The sequence below is a fragment of the Spiroplasma endosymbiont of Tricholauxania praeusta genome, from assembly GCF_964019535.1.
Lineage (GTDB): Bacteria > Bacillota_I > Bacilli_A > Mycoplasmatales > VBWQ01 > Spiroplasma_E > Spiroplasma_E ixodetis_A.
Genome location: NZ_OZ026450.1, coordinates 1,348,229 through 1,365,024, shown reverse-complemented (window position 1 = coordinate 1,365,024; position 16,796 = coordinate 1,348,229). Strand labels below are relative to the sequence as shown.

The 16,796-nt window shown below is 23.5% G+C and carries 14 protein-coding genes; 5 read left to right on the top strand and 9 right to left on the bottom strand.

Translation table 4 applies throughout. The features are described 5' to 3' along the window. Positions 1-70 precede the first annotated feature (70 nt). The 4 genes from AACK96_RS07520 to AACK96_RS07505 form a co-directional block, all read right to left on the bottom strand. Positions 71-376 carry a hypothetical protein gene (locus AACK96_RS07520; protein ID WP_338974184.1) on the bottom strand — a complete coding sequence of 102 codons (306 nt, stop codon included), beginning with the start codon at positions 374-376 and terminating at the stop codon, positions 71-73. A 37-nt stretch (positions 377-413) separates the two neighbouring features. Further along, positions 414-3,350 carry a hypothetical protein gene (locus tag AACK96_RS07515; protein WP_338974182.1) on the bottom strand — a complete coding sequence of 979 codons (2,937 nt, stop codon included), beginning with the start codon at positions 3,348-3,350 and terminating at the stop codon, positions 414-416. Continuing rightward, positions 3,271-4,560: a hypothetical protein gene (locus AACK96_RS07510; RefSeq protein ID WP_338974180.1), complete on the bottom strand. Its 1,290-nt coding sequence runs from the start codon at positions 4,558-4,560 to the stop codon at positions 3,271-3,273. The genes AACK96_RS07515 and AACK96_RS07510 overlap by 80 nt, the downstream gene beginning before the upstream one ends. Before the next feature lie 28 nt (positions 4,561-4,588). After that, a protein-coding gene (locus AACK96_RS07505) for an IS3 family transposase (protein WP_338973306.1) occupies positions 4,589-5,712 on the bottom strand; the annotation gives its coding sequence in 2 pieces (ribosomal slippage) (positions 4,589-5,469 and positions 5,469-5,712; 1,125 coding nt in all). 309 nt (positions 5,713-6,021) lie between these two features. On the opposite strand from AACK96_RS07505, the gene AACK96_RS07500 reads away from it, so the two are divergent. Next, on the top strand, positions 6,022-6,333 hold the full coding sequence (locus AACK96_RS07500) for a hypothetical protein (RefSeq protein ID WP_338974178.1): 312 nt from the start codon (positions 6,022-6,024) through the stop codon (positions 6,331-6,333). Between the two features lie 60 nt (positions 6,334-6,393). Here AACK96_RS07500 and AACK96_RS07495 read toward each other — a convergent pair whose 3' ends face one another. Then, positions 6,394-6,795: a hypothetical protein gene (locus tag AACK96_RS07495; protein WP_338974177.1), complete on the bottom strand. Its 402-nt coding sequence runs from the start codon at positions 6,793-6,795 to the stop codon at positions 6,394-6,396. Between the two features lie 512 nt (positions 6,796-7,307). On the opposite strand from AACK96_RS07495, the gene secA reads away from it, so the two are divergent. After that, positions 7,308-9,692, top strand: coding sequence for a preprotein translocase subunit SecA (secA, locus tag AACK96_RS07490; protein WP_338974175.1), 2,385 nt, complete (start codon positions 7,308-7,310; stop codon positions 9,690-9,692). Between the two features lie 58 nt (positions 9,693-9,750). On the opposite strand, the gene AACK96_RS07485 is transcribed toward secA, so the two are convergent. Beyond that, the gene (locus AACK96_RS07485; RefSeq protein ID WP_338974173.1) at positions 9,751-10,752 is read right to left on the bottom strand and encodes a hypothetical protein; all 1,002 of its coding nucleotides are present in this window, start codon (positions 10,750-10,752) and stop codon (positions 9,751-9,753) included. A gap of 82 nt (positions 10,753-10,834) precedes the next feature. Further along, positions 10,835-10,984 (bottom strand): hypothetical protein, encoded by a 150-nt coding sequence (locus tag AACK96_RS07480; RefSeq protein WP_281748502.1) that lies wholly within the window; start codon positions 10,982-10,984, stop codon positions 10,835-10,837. 547 nt (positions 10,985-11,531) lie between these two features. Between AACK96_RS07480 and AACK96_RS07475 the strand changes: the two genes are divergently transcribed. From AACK96_RS07475 to AACK96_RS07465, 3 genes are all read left to right on the top strand, one after another. Then, a complete protein-coding gene (locus AACK96_RS07475) occupies positions 11,532-12,575 on the top strand; it encodes a BspA family leucine-rich repeat surface protein (RefSeq protein WP_338974172.1) in 1,044 nt (347 codons plus the stop codon). A 159-nt stretch (positions 12,576-12,734) separates the two neighbouring features. Beyond that, a complete protein-coding gene (locus AACK96_RS07470) occupies positions 12,735-13,355 on the top strand; it encodes a ribonuclease H family protein (RefSeq protein ID WP_281748496.1) in 621 nt (206 codons plus the stop codon). A 23-nt stretch (positions 13,356-13,378) separates the two neighbouring features. After that, a complete protein-coding gene (locus AACK96_RS07465; protein WP_338974171.1) occupies positions 13,379-13,765 on the top strand; it encodes a hypothetical protein in 387 nt (128 codons plus the stop codon). A gap of 12 nt (positions 13,766-13,777) precedes the next feature. On the opposite strand, the gene AACK96_RS07460 is transcribed toward AACK96_RS07465, so the two are convergent. Continuing rightward, positions 13,778-15,412 carry a DEAD/DEAH box helicase gene (locus AACK96_RS07460; RefSeq protein WP_338974170.1) on the bottom strand — a complete coding sequence of 545 codons (1,635 nt, stop codon included), beginning with the start codon at positions 15,410-15,412 and terminating at the stop codon, positions 13,778-13,780. A gap of 195 nt (positions 15,413-15,607) precedes the next feature. Further along, positions 15,608-16,731 (bottom strand): IS3 family transposase gene (locus AACK96_RS07455; RefSeq protein WP_338973306.1). Its coding sequence is split into 2 segments (ribosomal slippage): positions 15,608-16,488 and positions 16,488-16,731, totalling 1,125 coding nucleotides; the frame shifts between segments, so codons are not numbered across the junction. Between the last annotated feature and the right edge of the window lie 65 nt (positions 16,732-16,796).

Here is a 16,796-nt window from a genome sequence, read left to right as displayed (position 1 = left end):
TGAAATAAATTGATATATACAACTTACCTTTTCTAACCCCTTAGGTAAGTATTTTCATATTATACATATTTTAAGATTGTGGGGAAATATTATTTTGTTTAGATTTTCTTTTACAATGTATTTTAAATGTAAATATTTTTTTAATTTTATTTCAAAAAAATTTTCAAAATCTAAATTCTGGATTTTGATTTTTATATAATAAAACACAACCTATTACAGTACCAATAATATTCAAACAAACCGTTAAAATTAATACACCAAAAGGATTATTATTTTTACATTTTTCTATACCAGTTAAGGTAATTCCTAAAATAAAGGGTGTAATCATAAAAGCAATGACAAATATTTTAATTACTAAAAATACATAAAAAAACATTATATTAATCCTTTCCTTTTTAATTTATTATAACAAATTATCTTACATTTAAAATTACTTTATAAATATTTACATTTAATCTCTCAATATATCTCATTCCATAACTATATGTAGTAGCATAAATTCCTTGAATAACACCTTCAATTTTTCCTAATGTTGCTTGTAAATAAAAATTCCATTTAAAATCATTATTATTAATAATACAAAAACCAATATTAGAATTATTATTTAATTTTTCATTTATTGAATTTCTGCTTTCTAGTAAATTAAATTGATAATCATTCAAATCATAATCACTATCTGTTATTCCATATGCATATCCAATTCCAAAACCTTGACGATGACCATTATTTCAATGTTCAAAATGTTTACCAGTAATTGGTCGATTATCTCTAAATATTAAATCTTTTAAATCAATAGTTATACTTGTATTTTCATTTTTTGCTGGTCTAAAAGTTTCAGTTGTAGAAAAATTAATTGGTAAATCATCATGTAGATTACGTATTTCTTCTTTTGTTTGAATTTCATAATTATAATAAACAGTTACTGATTTATAATATCTTTTTAAGTCATTAAAAGTTTTAATTAATAATGTAGGGTCTAATAATGGATTTAAATCAACTTCAAAGTTAATTTCTTTGCTTTTATTAGCAAGTCATCAATTTTCAGTATTATCTTTATATTCACGAATATCACTTGTGTCTGTTAAAGGTAAATTATTTGCAGTCATTTCTATTTTTAAATCTGGAATAATAATTATTGATTTTGCTATATTTTGAGGACTTGGTGGTAATATTTTTGCTGGATAACTAAATGTAGTTTCTTCAGTTTCTTCATATTCATCATGATTTAATTTATATAAAGTTGTTCAATTAAAAGCATTACCAGTTAAATAACCCATATTATTATAACGAAATTGTGCAACTGATATTTCATTATAATCACCTTGATAAGTAAAAGGATTATCACTATAAAATGTATGTCTTTCTTCTCCTTGATGTAATGATTGAGTTACAATTGTATCAATAATATAAGCATAATTTGAACCATCAATAACTCCATTACTTGTAGGATTTCATTGACAATCTTTATCTTCATTTGTAAAAGGACTTGCTATATCTAAAAATTCAGTATCTTCTGCTAAAATATAAACTTTATTATTTTTCTTTTGTGATAAATCAACTGTACTTATTTGTTCTTTTGTAGTTAATTTTTGACCATTATTAGGGTCTCATGGATATACACTTACTCTATCACTTAATTTCATAGTCATAGCAGTTGTTGAAACATTTGCACCTAATAATTTACCAATAGTAAAATCATTATCATTTGTAAATGCATTTAAAGGAATTAAACCACCATTACCAATAATACTTTCTAAATTACTTGTAAAAAATGCACTCATAAAACCATTAAAATATAACATTTTTTTATATTGTTGAACATTTTGAGTAATAACTCAACTACTTCAAATACCTAATGTTAAAGCATTTAATAATTTACCAATTAAAGGAATATCACTTAAAGCAAAAGGTAATCATTGATTTGAATCATAAGGCATTTGTATTAAAGGACTAAATACAACTGAATTAAAATTTAATATAGCAGACATATATTTTTGTGATATTTTACTATAATCAACAGTTGGACTTCCTATAATTAAATGAGTATCTGGGTCTTTATATTTAAAATTACTTGACATATCAACATTATAATTACCCGTTAAATTATTTATATTTCATTCACTATCTCAAAAGAATTTTGCTTCACCAATTGCTGTACCATTACTTTTTGTTGCTTTATCTTTATCAAATGCTAACATACCTTTAAAATCTTTTGTTACAAATAAATTTTCTTGAAAATTTAATGAAGTTTTTAATCATTCTTTAAAATCTTTAAAATTAGTAAATCCAGTTGGTTTTGCATCCATAATATTATAAAATGTTGTTTCAGGATGACTACTTGTTGTTATTTTATCATTTATACCAGCAAGTAAACCACCATTATTTTTAATATCAGTTGTAGATAAATCATTATTACCAGCAATAAATAATCTTCTTGAAGCAAATACTTTACTTTCAAATATTTCTTCTGTTCCTTGTTTTATAGGTTCTTGACCTTGAATTATTGGTCTTCCATAATAATAACAACTTGATAATAATTCTAATCCATAACTTTGTCTATGACTATAACGTACACCAATATCACGCATTAAAGTACGATTTAACGTTACTTTTCCTTTTTCAATAGTAGGAAAAGCATAACCACTACCTGGGCTTGCATATTGTACAAAATCAAGTGTATTTTGACCACTACTTATTACTCTATCATTTAAACTACTAAAAGTTAAAACTTGCATACTAAATGCACCATTATAAGGACTATAATAATTTGTTACATTTGAAATATATAATAATTGTCTATCTTGATTTTTAGTACTATTACCACCAATATTTTCATTTTCATCATTAAATACAACAAAAAATTGTAAATAATCATCAATTGTAATATGTTCTTCAAACATTACTAAAGTATATTGTCTTTTAGTTTGTACTGTTTTAAATATTTGATTATTTGGTAAATTATTAAAATCAACACCACTTGTATCATCAATTAAATAAGCATTTCAATAATCCCCAATTTTATATTGTTTTGTATAAAATTCATCTTGACCAGTAGTTTTATGAGTTTCTGGATTAATAATTCCTTTATTTTTTTGATATATTTTTGTACTATTTTTTCAAATACATACAACTGGAGTATTACCAGTTAATATTAATTCATATTGTCCAAAATCACTTATTTTACTATTAATTGGTTTATAACCAGTTTCAGTTAAAGGTATAGCACCATTATTTATAACAAATGGAAATATTTTTCAATAACTACATCTTTTAATTAATTGCTGAGTTTGTTTTAATGCTAGATGTGCTTTTTTCATTAATTGAATTCTTACTGCGTTGTTCATTATCATTTGTATTATCTCCTAAATTTTTATTTAAAAATTTATTTTCATTAATAATATGTTCTAATTTTTGTTTTGCCATTAATGTATCAATATTTTCATATAAACTAATTGCTTCAACTATTGACATTGTTCCATTATTTAATCTACTATTAATTAATTCATCTTGTACTAATTGGTCAACCATAGCAATTGGTATAAATTCAAAACTATAAGGTCTTTCACCAATACCATTTCAATATACTTTTCCATTTTCATCTTTAGAAGAAGTTACTAACATATCAAACATTCTATATAAATAAGTTGTATAATGTGTTATTTTTACTTCTGTTGTTTGCATATCAAATTTATTATTCATTAATGTTTTAGTTTTATTTTCATAATTAATACCATTAAATTCATCATAATCATAACCAGCACCATTAAATATTTGTTTTGCTGTACCATTATAATCAAGTCAATATTCACCAAATTTTGGATTACCTTGTACAATATCAACTCCACCATTACCACCTTTTACATAATTTGCAGTAGTAATATTTAAAAATGCATCTTTAATAATTGATTGAAAATCATCACTTAAATTTAAAGCTTTAAATTTTTCATTATCAATAATTCCATAAAATCTAGTTAAATTTAATATTCTTTCTTTTCTTTTTTGTTTAATAATATGTTGTAAATCTCATATTAAATTTCATACTGGTGCACAATCTGGATATGCATTCATTTGTGTACTATTACCATAAAAATGAATTTGTGGTAAATTTGTAATTTCAACAATTGGTAAATAACCAAATGGATTTTTTAATTCATATTTTTCTTTTAATTGACTTTCTGGTTTAATTTTTGATTTTGTACTACCTAATAAAATTTCTCTATTACCATTAAATATTTCAACTTTTACTTTTGAATTTTCTATTGTTACTCATGTTAAACTACCATTATCACTTTGTTCATTCATAAAAAATAATTCTGCTGATTGTTCTTGTTCATTAAATTTAGCAACACGTGACATAAAACTTGGACTTGGTAAAGTTAAACTTAATTCACCATTTTTAGTTAACATTCATATTAAAAAACATTTACCTAATAATGAATTTTGTATACCAAATTGATATAATTTTTCATTTCATTTATCTTTATCTTTTAATTTATTTAAAAAATTTAATAAATCTTTATTTTCACTTTTAAATAATAAACCTTTACCTAATCATAACATTGTTGGATGGGTGGAATGGCAACCCTTTTTAGGACTGTTTTTTGGTAGACACTTGTTTTTGATAATTAACTGGAGTTAGGTAGTTTAAGGTGCTGTGAATTCTTATGTTGTTGTATCAATTGATATAATCAAATAATTCTAATTTTAATTTGATTAATGATGTAAAATTTTTATCATTAATAAATTCAGTTTTGAAAGTTTTAAAAGTTGCTTCAGCAACAGCATTGTCATAAGGACAGCCTTTTTTGCTTAAAGATCGAGTTATGTTGAATGCTAATAAAAGTTTATCAATAGTTTTATTATTAAATTCGTTACCGCGATCGCTATGAAATATTTCAATATCTTTTAAACAGCGATTTGAGTGCATAAATGCTTGATATACTAATGATGCATCTTTTTTAGTACCTACACTATGTCCAATAATTTCGCGGTTAAATAGGTCTATTAATAAGCAAATATAGTTTCACTTACCATTAACTTGAACATAAGTTAAATCACTAACAATAACTTCATTTTTAATTTTATTATTAAAGTTTCTATTAACAAGATTGGTAATTTGACTATCATTGACTTTATTATGATGATTTTTGAATGATAATTTAGTGTATTTTGATATTAAATTATGCTTATTCATAATTTGTTTAATTTTTCTGCGTGATAAATAAATTTCTTGGTTTGCTAGTATGACTTTTAATCTTCTAGTACCATAAACTTCTTTATTTTCTTTAAAAGCACTAATAACAGCTTCATCATAAATATTATTTTGATTTTTATTTTTTTTCTTTAAATTAAAATAATATGTTGATTTAGAGAGTTTTAAAAAACGACACATTGTGCGAATTTTATATTTAGATTTATTATTTGCAATAATTTCTATTTTCTGCCTATTATTAGTGCTGCTTGCTTTAAAATATCATTTTCCATTCGTAATTGTTTTAATTCTTTATTTGCTTGAATTAATTGTTTTTCTAAATCAGAAAGATTATCTTTGGTTTTAAAACTGCCTGAATTAGTAAATTGCTTAATTCATTTATAAGTAGCCGCTCTTGTAACGTTATATTCTTTAACAAGACAAGATACTGACTTGCCACTTTGATATAAAGCTACTATTTGTTTTTTAAATTCATCTGAATATGAGTTAATATTGGCCATAATTATTTTCCTTTCTTTTAACTAATTTGTGAACTTGTCTACGTAATTAGTGTCCAATAAAGTGTAACCCATCCAGTACAAAATAAAAGAATAAAAGCAATTATAAGAAAAACAAGAACTCCAATTGGAGTTAAAAAAAGTGCTGAATTTGTTAAAGAACATTGTCAAAAATTTTATGAAAATATTGAACAAGCAAAAATTATTATTTGTGGTGATAGTGCAGGATGAATTAAAGAAGTTGCTGATTATCTAGGTGCACAGTTTGTTTTAGATAAATTTCATTTAATTAGAACACTATATCTTGGAATAATGGCTGGAAATAAAGAAAAATATTTAGAAGAATATAATCACTGTAAAAATTTAATTAATAATGGTCAATATGAACAATTAATTAACTATTTATATATAAAATTAGATAATCATAAAAAATTAAAGAAACAGTATTTTAAAAATAATAAACAAGGTATTGAAAATCAAGGTGCAAAGTGAAATATAGGTTGTTTTACTGAAACAAATATTTGACATGTTTTAAAAGAAATGCTTGGTAATAGAACATATAATATTTTAATTTATATTAAAATGGTTATTTTTAAATGTAATAAGATAAATTTAGAAACATAGTTTTAATGAATGTAATAATTATTGATTATTTCACAATTTGCAATAAAGTCTCAAAAATTTTTAATTTTTAATTTTTATTTTTAAATAAACTATTCTTAAAATTAAAAATATAGTTATAAATATTAAAATTGGTACTAAAATCTCACAAAAAATAATTCCAATTTTAAATTGTAATAAAGAATAATGATAATAATTATGAACAGTATAATAGTTTCCAAAATTTTTAAGAGAAATGTTATTATTACTTAGAATATAATATAAACTATATTTACTTCATAATATAAAACCATTATATTTAAATATTTTTTTTAAAATTTTATGTAAAGAAATATCTTTCGAGATTACTACTTCTTTTCCATGAAATAAACCTATTAATCACAATCCTATAATTAAAGTTAAAATAGTTAAAATAAATAATGATACAGTTAATAACTGTAATTTTTTAAGTGTTTTAATTTTCATTTTTAAATTCTCCTTAACTTTATTCCATAAGTTTAGCACTTACTAAACTTAATTATAAGTATTTTAGTTGTAATATCTTTTAAAAAATAGTAAGATGAATGTACAATTTCATAAAAATCCAAATTATTTCTTGTCTAACATAATAATAAGACTATATGAATTAATTTATTCCGGATTTTTGACAATCTCCCCTTTAATGAAAATAGTTTAAATAAAATGTTAGAATCTAAAATTAATTTTATTGAACTTACAAAATCAGAAATTAACCAGGAATCTTTTAATAAAAGTAATATTAAATCATATAATAATCAAGTTTTTTATAGTAATTAAAATAATTATAGTAAATTATTTTTTCTAACTTCGAAGAGAAAGAAAAAAATATAATATAAATACAATTTTTTTTGGGTACTAAGTTTTCTAAGTTTTTTTATGTTAAAATAATAAAGATTTTATTACTTTACAAGTAATAATAAGTATAAGTAATAATAAAGAAAAAAATGGTGATTTACTTTATGTGAGATCGTAAAATTTTACGAAAAATTAATAAACAAGTTAAGGAAATAATTAGCCTTGATGAAACAATGAGAAAAATTAAAGATGAAGAATTAGCAAATAAAACAGTTGAATTCAGAACCAGATTGGCAGAAGGTGAGACTTTAGATGATATTTTAGTTGAAGCTTTTGCGACAATTAGAGAAGCAGCACGAAGAATTAGTGGATTACATCCATATCCTGTTCAATTAATTGGTGGTATTGTTCTTCATAATGGCGATGTTGCTGAAATGCGAACTGGTGAAGGAAAAACTTTAACTGCTGTGATGCCAATTTATTTAAATGCTTTAAGTAGTAAAGGTGTTCATGTTATTACTGTTAATGAATATTTAGCAGCAAGAGATGCCGAATTAAATCGACCAATTTTAGAATTTTTGGGAATTACTATTGGCGTTAGTCTTCGTGATCATTCTACTAATCAAAAACGTGAAGCGTATTTAAAAGATGTTACATATACAACTAATTCAGAATTAGGCTTTGATTATTTGCGTGATAATATGGTTAAGGTTTATCCAGAAAAAGTTCAACGTCAGCTTAATTATGCTATCATTGATGAGGCGGACTCTGTTTTAATTGATGAATCAAGAACACCTTTAATTATTTCTGGTGGTTCAAAAAATCGTACTCCTTTATATCAAGCATCAGATGTTTTTGCAAAAACTTTAATACCTGAAGATTATAAAATTGATTGAGAATCACGTCAAATTGCATTAACAGTAACGGGTGTTAATAAAGCCCAAAAACAGTTTAATTTAAAAAATTTATTTGATATTGATAACTCGGAATTATTTCATCATATTCAAAATGCACTTCGTGCTAATCATGTTTTCAAATTAGATGTAGAGTATGTTGTTAAAGATGGTGAAATTGTGCTAGTTGATCAGTTTACTGGTAGATTAATGCCTGGTAGAGTATATAGTGATGGACTTCATCAAGCTTTACAAGCTAAAGAAAATGTTACAATTCAACAAGAAACAACAACAGTAGCTACTATTACTTATCAAAACTTTTTCCGTTTATATAATAAACTAAGTGGTATGACAGGAACTGCTAAAACCGAAGAAGAAGAGTTTGTAAAAATTTATAATATGAGAGTAATTAAGATTCCTACTAATAAACCAATTATTCGAGAAGATAAACCCGATCATGTTTTTGCTTCATTAAATGCTAAATTTAAATCTTTAATTGCAGAAGTTAAAGAACGACATACTAAAGGACAACCAATTTTGATTGGTACTGCTAATGTTGATGTATCAGAACGAATTGCTAATATGTTAACTTTGGAAGGAATTAAGCATGAGATTTTAAATGCTAAAAATCATGCTCGTGAAGCTGATATTATTGCTAGAGCTGGTGAAAAAGGATCAATTACTTTAGCAACCAATATGGCAGGACGTGGAACAGATATTAAACTTGGTAAGGGTGTTATTGAACTTGGTGGCCTTGCTGTATTAGGTACTGAAAGAAACGAAGCACGAAGAATTGATAATCAATTACGTGGAAGAGCTGGAAGACAAGGTGATCCTGGATTTTCACGATTTTATGTTTCAATTGAAGATGATTTGATGTTACGTTTTGGTGGTGAAAAATTAAAAAAAGCTTTTGCAAGTTTAGGTGAAGACTATATTAGATCAAAAATGTTAACTAGATCAATTACTAGAGCACAACAAAAAATTGAAGGTATGAATTTTGATGCACGAAAAAACTTATTAGATTATGATAATGTTATTGCTCAGCATCGTGAAGCTACATATCATCAACGTGATAATATTTTACTTGCTGATGATTTATTAGATTTAATCAAAAATATGCACAGAACAGTAGCACGTGATTTACTAAATATTTTTAATAAAGTTGTTGGTAGAGAACAGTTTATTGATTATGATGAATTAGTTAAAGGTATTGAAAATAAATTAATTAAACCTAATGATTTAATTGCAGAAAAGTTAAATCGATTAAGTATTGAGGAAAATATTGATTTAATTGTTGAAAAATCTTATAATTTTTATCTTGAAAAAAGAGAAAAATTAAATGATGTTATTATAAAACAAATTGAAAATAGTGTTATTTTACAAACTTTTGATCAATATTGAACTAATCACATTGATGCTTTAAGCAAACTGCGTGCAGGAATCCATTTGCGTGGTTATGCGCAGTTAAATCCCTTACAAGCTTATATTGAGGAAGCTTCAAAATTATTTAATCGTATGAAAATCAATGTTGCTCATCAAGTTATTATTATGTTGCATAGCATTGATCCAGAACAACATCAGGTTCGTGGTGGTCAAGATGTATTGGATACAGTATTAGCAAGTAATGTTGAAACTAAAACTAAAATTGGATAATTAATCTTTATTTAAAAAACTAAGTATTAAAATACTTAGTTTTTTAAATATGTTTTTTTTATTCTATTTGATTTTTTTCTTTATGTTTTCATGACTTCTTTTTAAATATGTTTTTATTTTTTTTACTGTCATAAGTGACTGAAGTTGTTCAATGGGGGAAATTATTACCTTTAGTAACAGCATTATTATTATTCATGGGTACTAAATTTTTAATATAATTAGTTCCATCTGCTGTGGTGGGACGTTCATAAATAATAGTTCAATTTAAACTTTCAATTGGATCATTAAGCTTCGGTTGTGCAATAAAATTATGTCAAAACATTAAGGCACCCGCATAATCTCGACGGTATAATTGTGGATTAAAATTATTGATAATTTCTCCTTTATTTCATACTTCTTCAATTTCTTGTGGCGTTCATATTGCTTGTTCATTATTATTATTATTTGTTGAAGAAGTTATGTTTTGATTAATTTCATTTTGTGAATATAGTGCTTTTGCTTCTAGTGACATATATTTCTTTTTTCTACTTTTTTTAATAAAGCATATACAAGAAATTATTAAAACTATAAAATAAAAAAATTCTAATCCTCATGGAATAATGAAAAATAGTTTTTTACGAATAGTTATCACAGAAGCAAATTTATAAAAAGCAGCATATCCACCAAAGGAAAAAAATAAAATTGATCCAATAATAAAAAATAATGATATTCATAACATAATTCTAGTTAATATTAGAGAAATAAAGTCATTATTTTTTAAAAAGATAAAAGGAAAAGCAACAATACCTAAAATTATGAAGCCAAAGCCCAATACTGCAATTGTCAGAGTTGGAAAAGTTAAATTGAATTTAAAAAATTTCTTAGTCATTAAATTATCAATAAGGATTAATAAATCAGTAGTTTCTCTTTTAAAGAAAATAATTCATAAAACTCAACTAATTATTAAAGTTATACTTGTTAATCATGAAAAAATTATAATAAGTCAATTATTATAATAGTTAATACTTTTCTTTGTTGAATAATTATCATCAACAGTTTCTTTAAATATCTTTTTTTTCATTTTTAAAAACCTTATAATATTTTATTGTTAATCAGTTCTATTAATTTTTCTTTTTTCATAATATCTCTCCAAAACTAACTTATTATTTTTGTGTATATTTTGTTACTGTATTATTGAATGCTTGTTGATAACATTTACCACTGCAATATATAAATTTATCACGATATAAAGAGTCAAATGTATATTCTTTCTCACATGATGAAATATAGCATTTAGTTGTAATAATTGGCATAATCTAAATTAACCCCCTTTAAATTTATATTATATATTTTACATGATTTCTGTTTTATCATTTTATTAATTATTTTTTTATATTTTAAGTGTTTTATATATTAAAATTTATATTATTTTAAATAGTGCAATAGATTTAGTTAATAAGTTATTAGTATACAATTTTATGAAAAAAGTGTTAAAAAATAATTAAAAGTATGTAAAATATATTTATCTTCTTAAACTTAAGAAGTTATTGGTAAAAATTGAGGAGGATTAATTTATGAAAAAATTTTTTTCATTATTAATTGCAATATCATTAGTGCCGGTATTTTATTTTATTTATTAATTTAATAATAAAAAATAGTTTCAATTTAAAAATAGTTTAGTTATCGGTGAACATTTTGCAAGTACATTGATAACTTTTTATTTAATTTAAATTTAAAGATAATTGTAATGCTTTGTTTTTTATAACTTATTGTTTATTTATTTTTTTAAAAAATACTAAAATATATTTATCTTCTTAAACTTTAAGAAGTTATTGGAGAAAACTTGGAGGGTGATTAATTATGAAATCATTATTAACAACATTAAGTATTTTAGCAATTACAGGTAATTTAACTAATGTTATCTTAAATACAAGTTCACAAAAAATTCAACTTTTAGATAATAAAATTCAGCAAGATACAATTTACATTGACAAAGATGGAAAACAAGTGAAAACGAGTGAAGTAGATTTATCAAATATAAATAGCAAAGAGGTTATTCAAATTGGATTTTTTCAAAATCGAGAAGGAATAATTCAAGTTGTTAAAATGCCAGTAACAATAGAAAAAGTATCTGATCAATTACCATCAGAAATTAGATCTTTGAAAAATATGTTTATGGATGCAAGAGAATTTAATCAAGATATTTCAAAATGAAATACATCAAATGTGGTAGATATGAGTTATATGTTTAGTAATGCTTCATCATTTAATCAAAATCTATCAAGTTGAAATATTGCACACGTAACAAATATGAGTTCGATGTTTGCTGGAGCAAAAAAATTTAATCAAGATATTTCAAACTGAGATGTAGTTAATGTAACAACTATGCATGCAATGTTTTATGGTGCTTTATCATTTAATCAAAATTTATCTTGAAATATAATTAATGTGAGAGATATGAGTTCAATGTTTTATGGTGCTTCGTTATTTAATGGTAATATTACAAATTTACTCTATGATAATAATGTAACAAATATGAATAATATGTTTCGAAATTGTTTATCATTTAATCAAGATATTTCAAAATGAATTGTAAATGATGTTACAAGCATGCGTTGTATGTTTGCTGGAGCAGTAGCATTTAATCAAGATATTTCAAAGTGAGATACTTCAAAAGTGGTGGATATGGGTTATATGTTTTATAAAGCTTCGTTATTTAATCAAGATATTTCAAAGTGAGATACTTCAAAAGTGGTGGATATGGGTTATATGTTTTATAAAGCTTCGTTATTTAATCAAGACTTATCAAAATGAAATGTAAATGAAGTATTATGACATGGATGATTTGCTAAAAATTCAGGATTTGAAAACGATCCTAACAAATGACCCAAATTTAAAAATTAAAATTTTAAAATAATAAATATTTTTTTGTGTCATTTTATTTAATTAGTAAAGTCACTTGCTAATTAGCATCAGCAATATTTTTGCTTTAATTTGTCATTTTAATTAGATAAAATTTAATATTATTGTAAAATTAAAATAAACAATAGAGGAGTCATAATTATGGCAAGTAAATTTTATGCAGTAAAAAAAGGTAGAGTCATTGGAATATTTGAAAACTGGAATGAATGTGAAATACAAATTAGAGGTTTTGCTGGTGCTCAGTATAAAAAATTTGCAACTAAAAAAGAAGCTCAAGATTATTTAGATGATAAAATTCAAATAAAATCTGAAAATCACTATAAATATGAAGTAATAGCATATACTGATGGTAGTTTTAAAGAAGAAATTAATCAATTTTCTTATGGACTTGTTTTCTTAAATAATGACAAAAAAGATATATTTTATGAAAAATTTGATGATGAAAATTGAGCAAAATTAAGAAATGTTGCTGGAGAAATAATGGGTGCACAAAAGGCAATGCAGTTAGCTTTGGAAAATAATATAAAATCAATTTTAATTTGTCATGATTATGTTGGAATTAGTAAATGATGTACTGGTGAATGAAAAACTACTAAAGTAGAAACAAAGGCATATAAAGCATTTTATGATAAAATAGCAAAAGATGTTAATATTTATTTTAAATGAGTTAAAGGTCATAGTGGTGATATATATAATGATGAAGCAGATGCTCTTGCTTGAAAAGCATTTAATTTAAAAAAAATATCTAAACCAATAATTTAAATATTAAAAAGGTGGTAAATAACATGATTAATAAAAAAATAATATTAGCAAGTTGTTTAGGGAATATTATTGGAGGTAGTTTGTTTGCTCTTTCTGATTTATATCAAAAAAGAGAACAAAATATTTTTGAATTTGATATTACTTCAGCTGTAACAGTGTTTTCAGGGTGTTTTGCTGGTGCTCTTTTTGGTTTTATTTCAGGTCTTTTTTGTTGTTTAAATGATGGAGAAGATAATGGTGATTATAGAGAATTTTTTGAAAGTCAACAAATCATTGATAACACTCATTCTTTTCAATCTTCAAACGAATTTGCGCCTTTATTGCAAGAATATATTCTTGAAATTAATGATGAACAATTCATTCCTAATAATAATGCAGATCTTGTTTTTAATCCTCGTTTAGTTTATTAAATATAATAAAAATTATTCAAAAAATTTAATACCTTGATCATTAATAACTTTATTAATATCAATTTTATTATTAAGGATGTCTCTAATTTTTAAATCAATAGTATTAGCACAATATAAATTAATAATTTCTCTAGTTTTATTATCGTTTAATTGAGTTGGAAAAAAGCGACTTTCAGCTTGCTCATTTTCGGTTGGGTTTAATTCACGATCTAGAAAAATCATAACATCACCTTGATCTAATGTGATACCAACATTAGTAGATTTAATGTTACATAAAATAATTTTAACTTTTTTACTTTGAAAATCACTAATAGCTTTAAGTCTTTGTTCATGATTTACTTTACCAGTAATTAATTGATGATTTAATTTATGTTTATCTAAAATGTTACTTAAAATGTTAATTCCTTTATCACTAAAACTACTATAAATAATAATTGAATCATTTTCATTATCATGTAAGTAGTCTAGTAATCAATTAAATTTTGCTCCTAATTCTTTCATTCCCTCATTAATAGGTGTTGAACAAATAGTTCTTAATTTGGTAAATATTTGTAAAAAAGTTATTTTAGATTTTTTATTATAAAATAATTCTTGTTTCATAGTTTCAAGAGTATCATAATAAATTGCAGTTTGTGCTTTGGGCATAGTTAAAATTAAATCATTTTTAATAATTTTTGGCATTTCATTACGTACATCAATTTGTTTACGCATAATTGATATTTTTTTAACTAAATAATCAAATTCTGCTGCTAGTTGTTGTTTAACATTTGGTTTTGGTATATTAATAGTTACAAAATTAGTAATACGTTTTCTAATTATTCCAAAGTAACGAGCAACAAAATCTCAATAATCAATATTTTTATATAGTTTATTATCAATAATTTTTAATATACCAAAAATATCACTAGGATGATTGTTGGCGGGAGTACCAGTTAAACAATAAACTGATGATACTTTATTTGCAACTTCCAAAATTGTTGAACTTTGTGCAGTTTTGTAGTTTCTTAAAAAATGTGCTTCATCAATAACTAATGTAAAATCAAATTTAGTTAATAATTTATTTTTTATATCATTTTTAAAAGTGTTTTTAGAAACTACTAAAATACAATTATTACTATTTTTAAATTGATTATATTTTTCTGTTCGCACTTTAGTAATATCATCTTTAATAGTAATACAATTATAGGTAGTTCATTTTTTAATTTCGGGAACCCATGTTAATAAAATAGTTGACTTAGGAACAACAAATAATATTTTATTAGTTTTCATTTCTGATAATGCTGTTAAAATGGTGGGTGTTTTACCAGTTCGCATTTCATTAAATAAGCCAAATCTTTTATTTGCTTTTAAAATTGCAACATCAACACGTTGATAATGTCTTAGTTTAGGATTACCTGAATAATCATTTAAGTTTTTTTCTTGTTGGATTTTTTTTCATGATATTAGTGAGTGCTCATATATTTGTTTTAATTTATCATTATTATTTGTATATTTAAGTAGTATTTCAAGAGCAAACGGAGTATTAAATATTTTAAATTCATTAGTATTATTGATATCAATAATACCTAGTGCATTTAAAATTTCTTTTTTATTTTTTTTCACTTTAATTGTAATATGTTTATTATTAAGACTTATGATTTCTAACATTATTAACCTACTTTAGTGCTTGTATATGATATTAAATATTATAATAAAATTAATATAAATTAAAAAATAATTTATTTTTGTTAGTAAATATTAGATTATTAATAATTTATTTTAAAAGAATTATAAGTTATTGAATTGTATATAGAAAATAGTATTAATGTATATATCATGTAAATTTTGGAATGGCAACCCTTTTTAGGACTGTTTTTTGGTAGACACTTGTTTTTGATAATTAACTGGAGTTAGGTAGTTTAAGGTGCTGTGAATTCTTATGTTGTTGTATCAATTGATATAATCAAATAATTCTAATTTTAATTTGATTAATGATGTAAAATTTTTATCATTAATAAATTCAGTTTTGAAAGTTTTAAAAGTTGCTTCAGCAACAGCATTGTCATAAGGACAGCCTTTTTTGCTTAAAGATCGAGTTATGTTGAATGCTAATAAAAGTTTATCAATAGTTTTATTATTAAATTCGTTACCGCGATCGCTATGAAATATTTCAATATCTTTTAAACAGCGATTTGAGTGCATAAATGCTTGATATACTAATGATGCATCTTTTTTAGTACCTACACTATGTCCAATAATTTCGCGGTTAAATAGGTCTATTAATAAGCAAATATAGTTTCACTTACCATTAACTTGAACATAAGTTAAATCACTAACAATAACTTCATTTTTAATTTTATTATTAAAGTTTCTATTAACAAGATTGGTAATTTGACTATCATTGACTTTATTATGATGATTTTTGAATGATAATTTAGTGTATTTTGATATTAAATTATGCTTATTCATAATTTGTTTAATTTTTCTGCGTGATAAATAAATTTCTTGGTTTGCTAGTATGACTTTTAATCTTCTAGTACCATAAACTTCTTTATTTTCTTTAAAAGCACTAATAACAGCTTCATCATAAATATTATTTTGATTTTTATTTTTTTTCTTTAAATTAAAATAATATGTTGATTTAGAGAGTTTTAAAAAACGACACATTGTGCGAATTTTATATTTAGATTTATTATTTGCAATAATTTCTATTTTCTGCCTATTATTAGTGCTGCTTGCTTTAAAATATCATTTTCCATTCGTAATTGTTTTAATTCTTTATTTGCTTGAATTAATTGTTTTTCTAAATCAGAAAGATTATCTTTGGTTTTAAAACTGCCTGAATTAGTAAATTGCTTAATTCATTTATAAGTAGCCGCTCTTGTAACGTTATATTCTTTAACAAGACAAGATACTGACTTGCCACTTTGATATAAAGCTACTATTTGTTTTTTAAATTCATCTGAATATGAGTTAATATTGGCCATAATTATTTTCCTTTCTTTTAACTAATTTGTGAACTTGTCTACGTAATTAGTGTCCAATAAAGTGT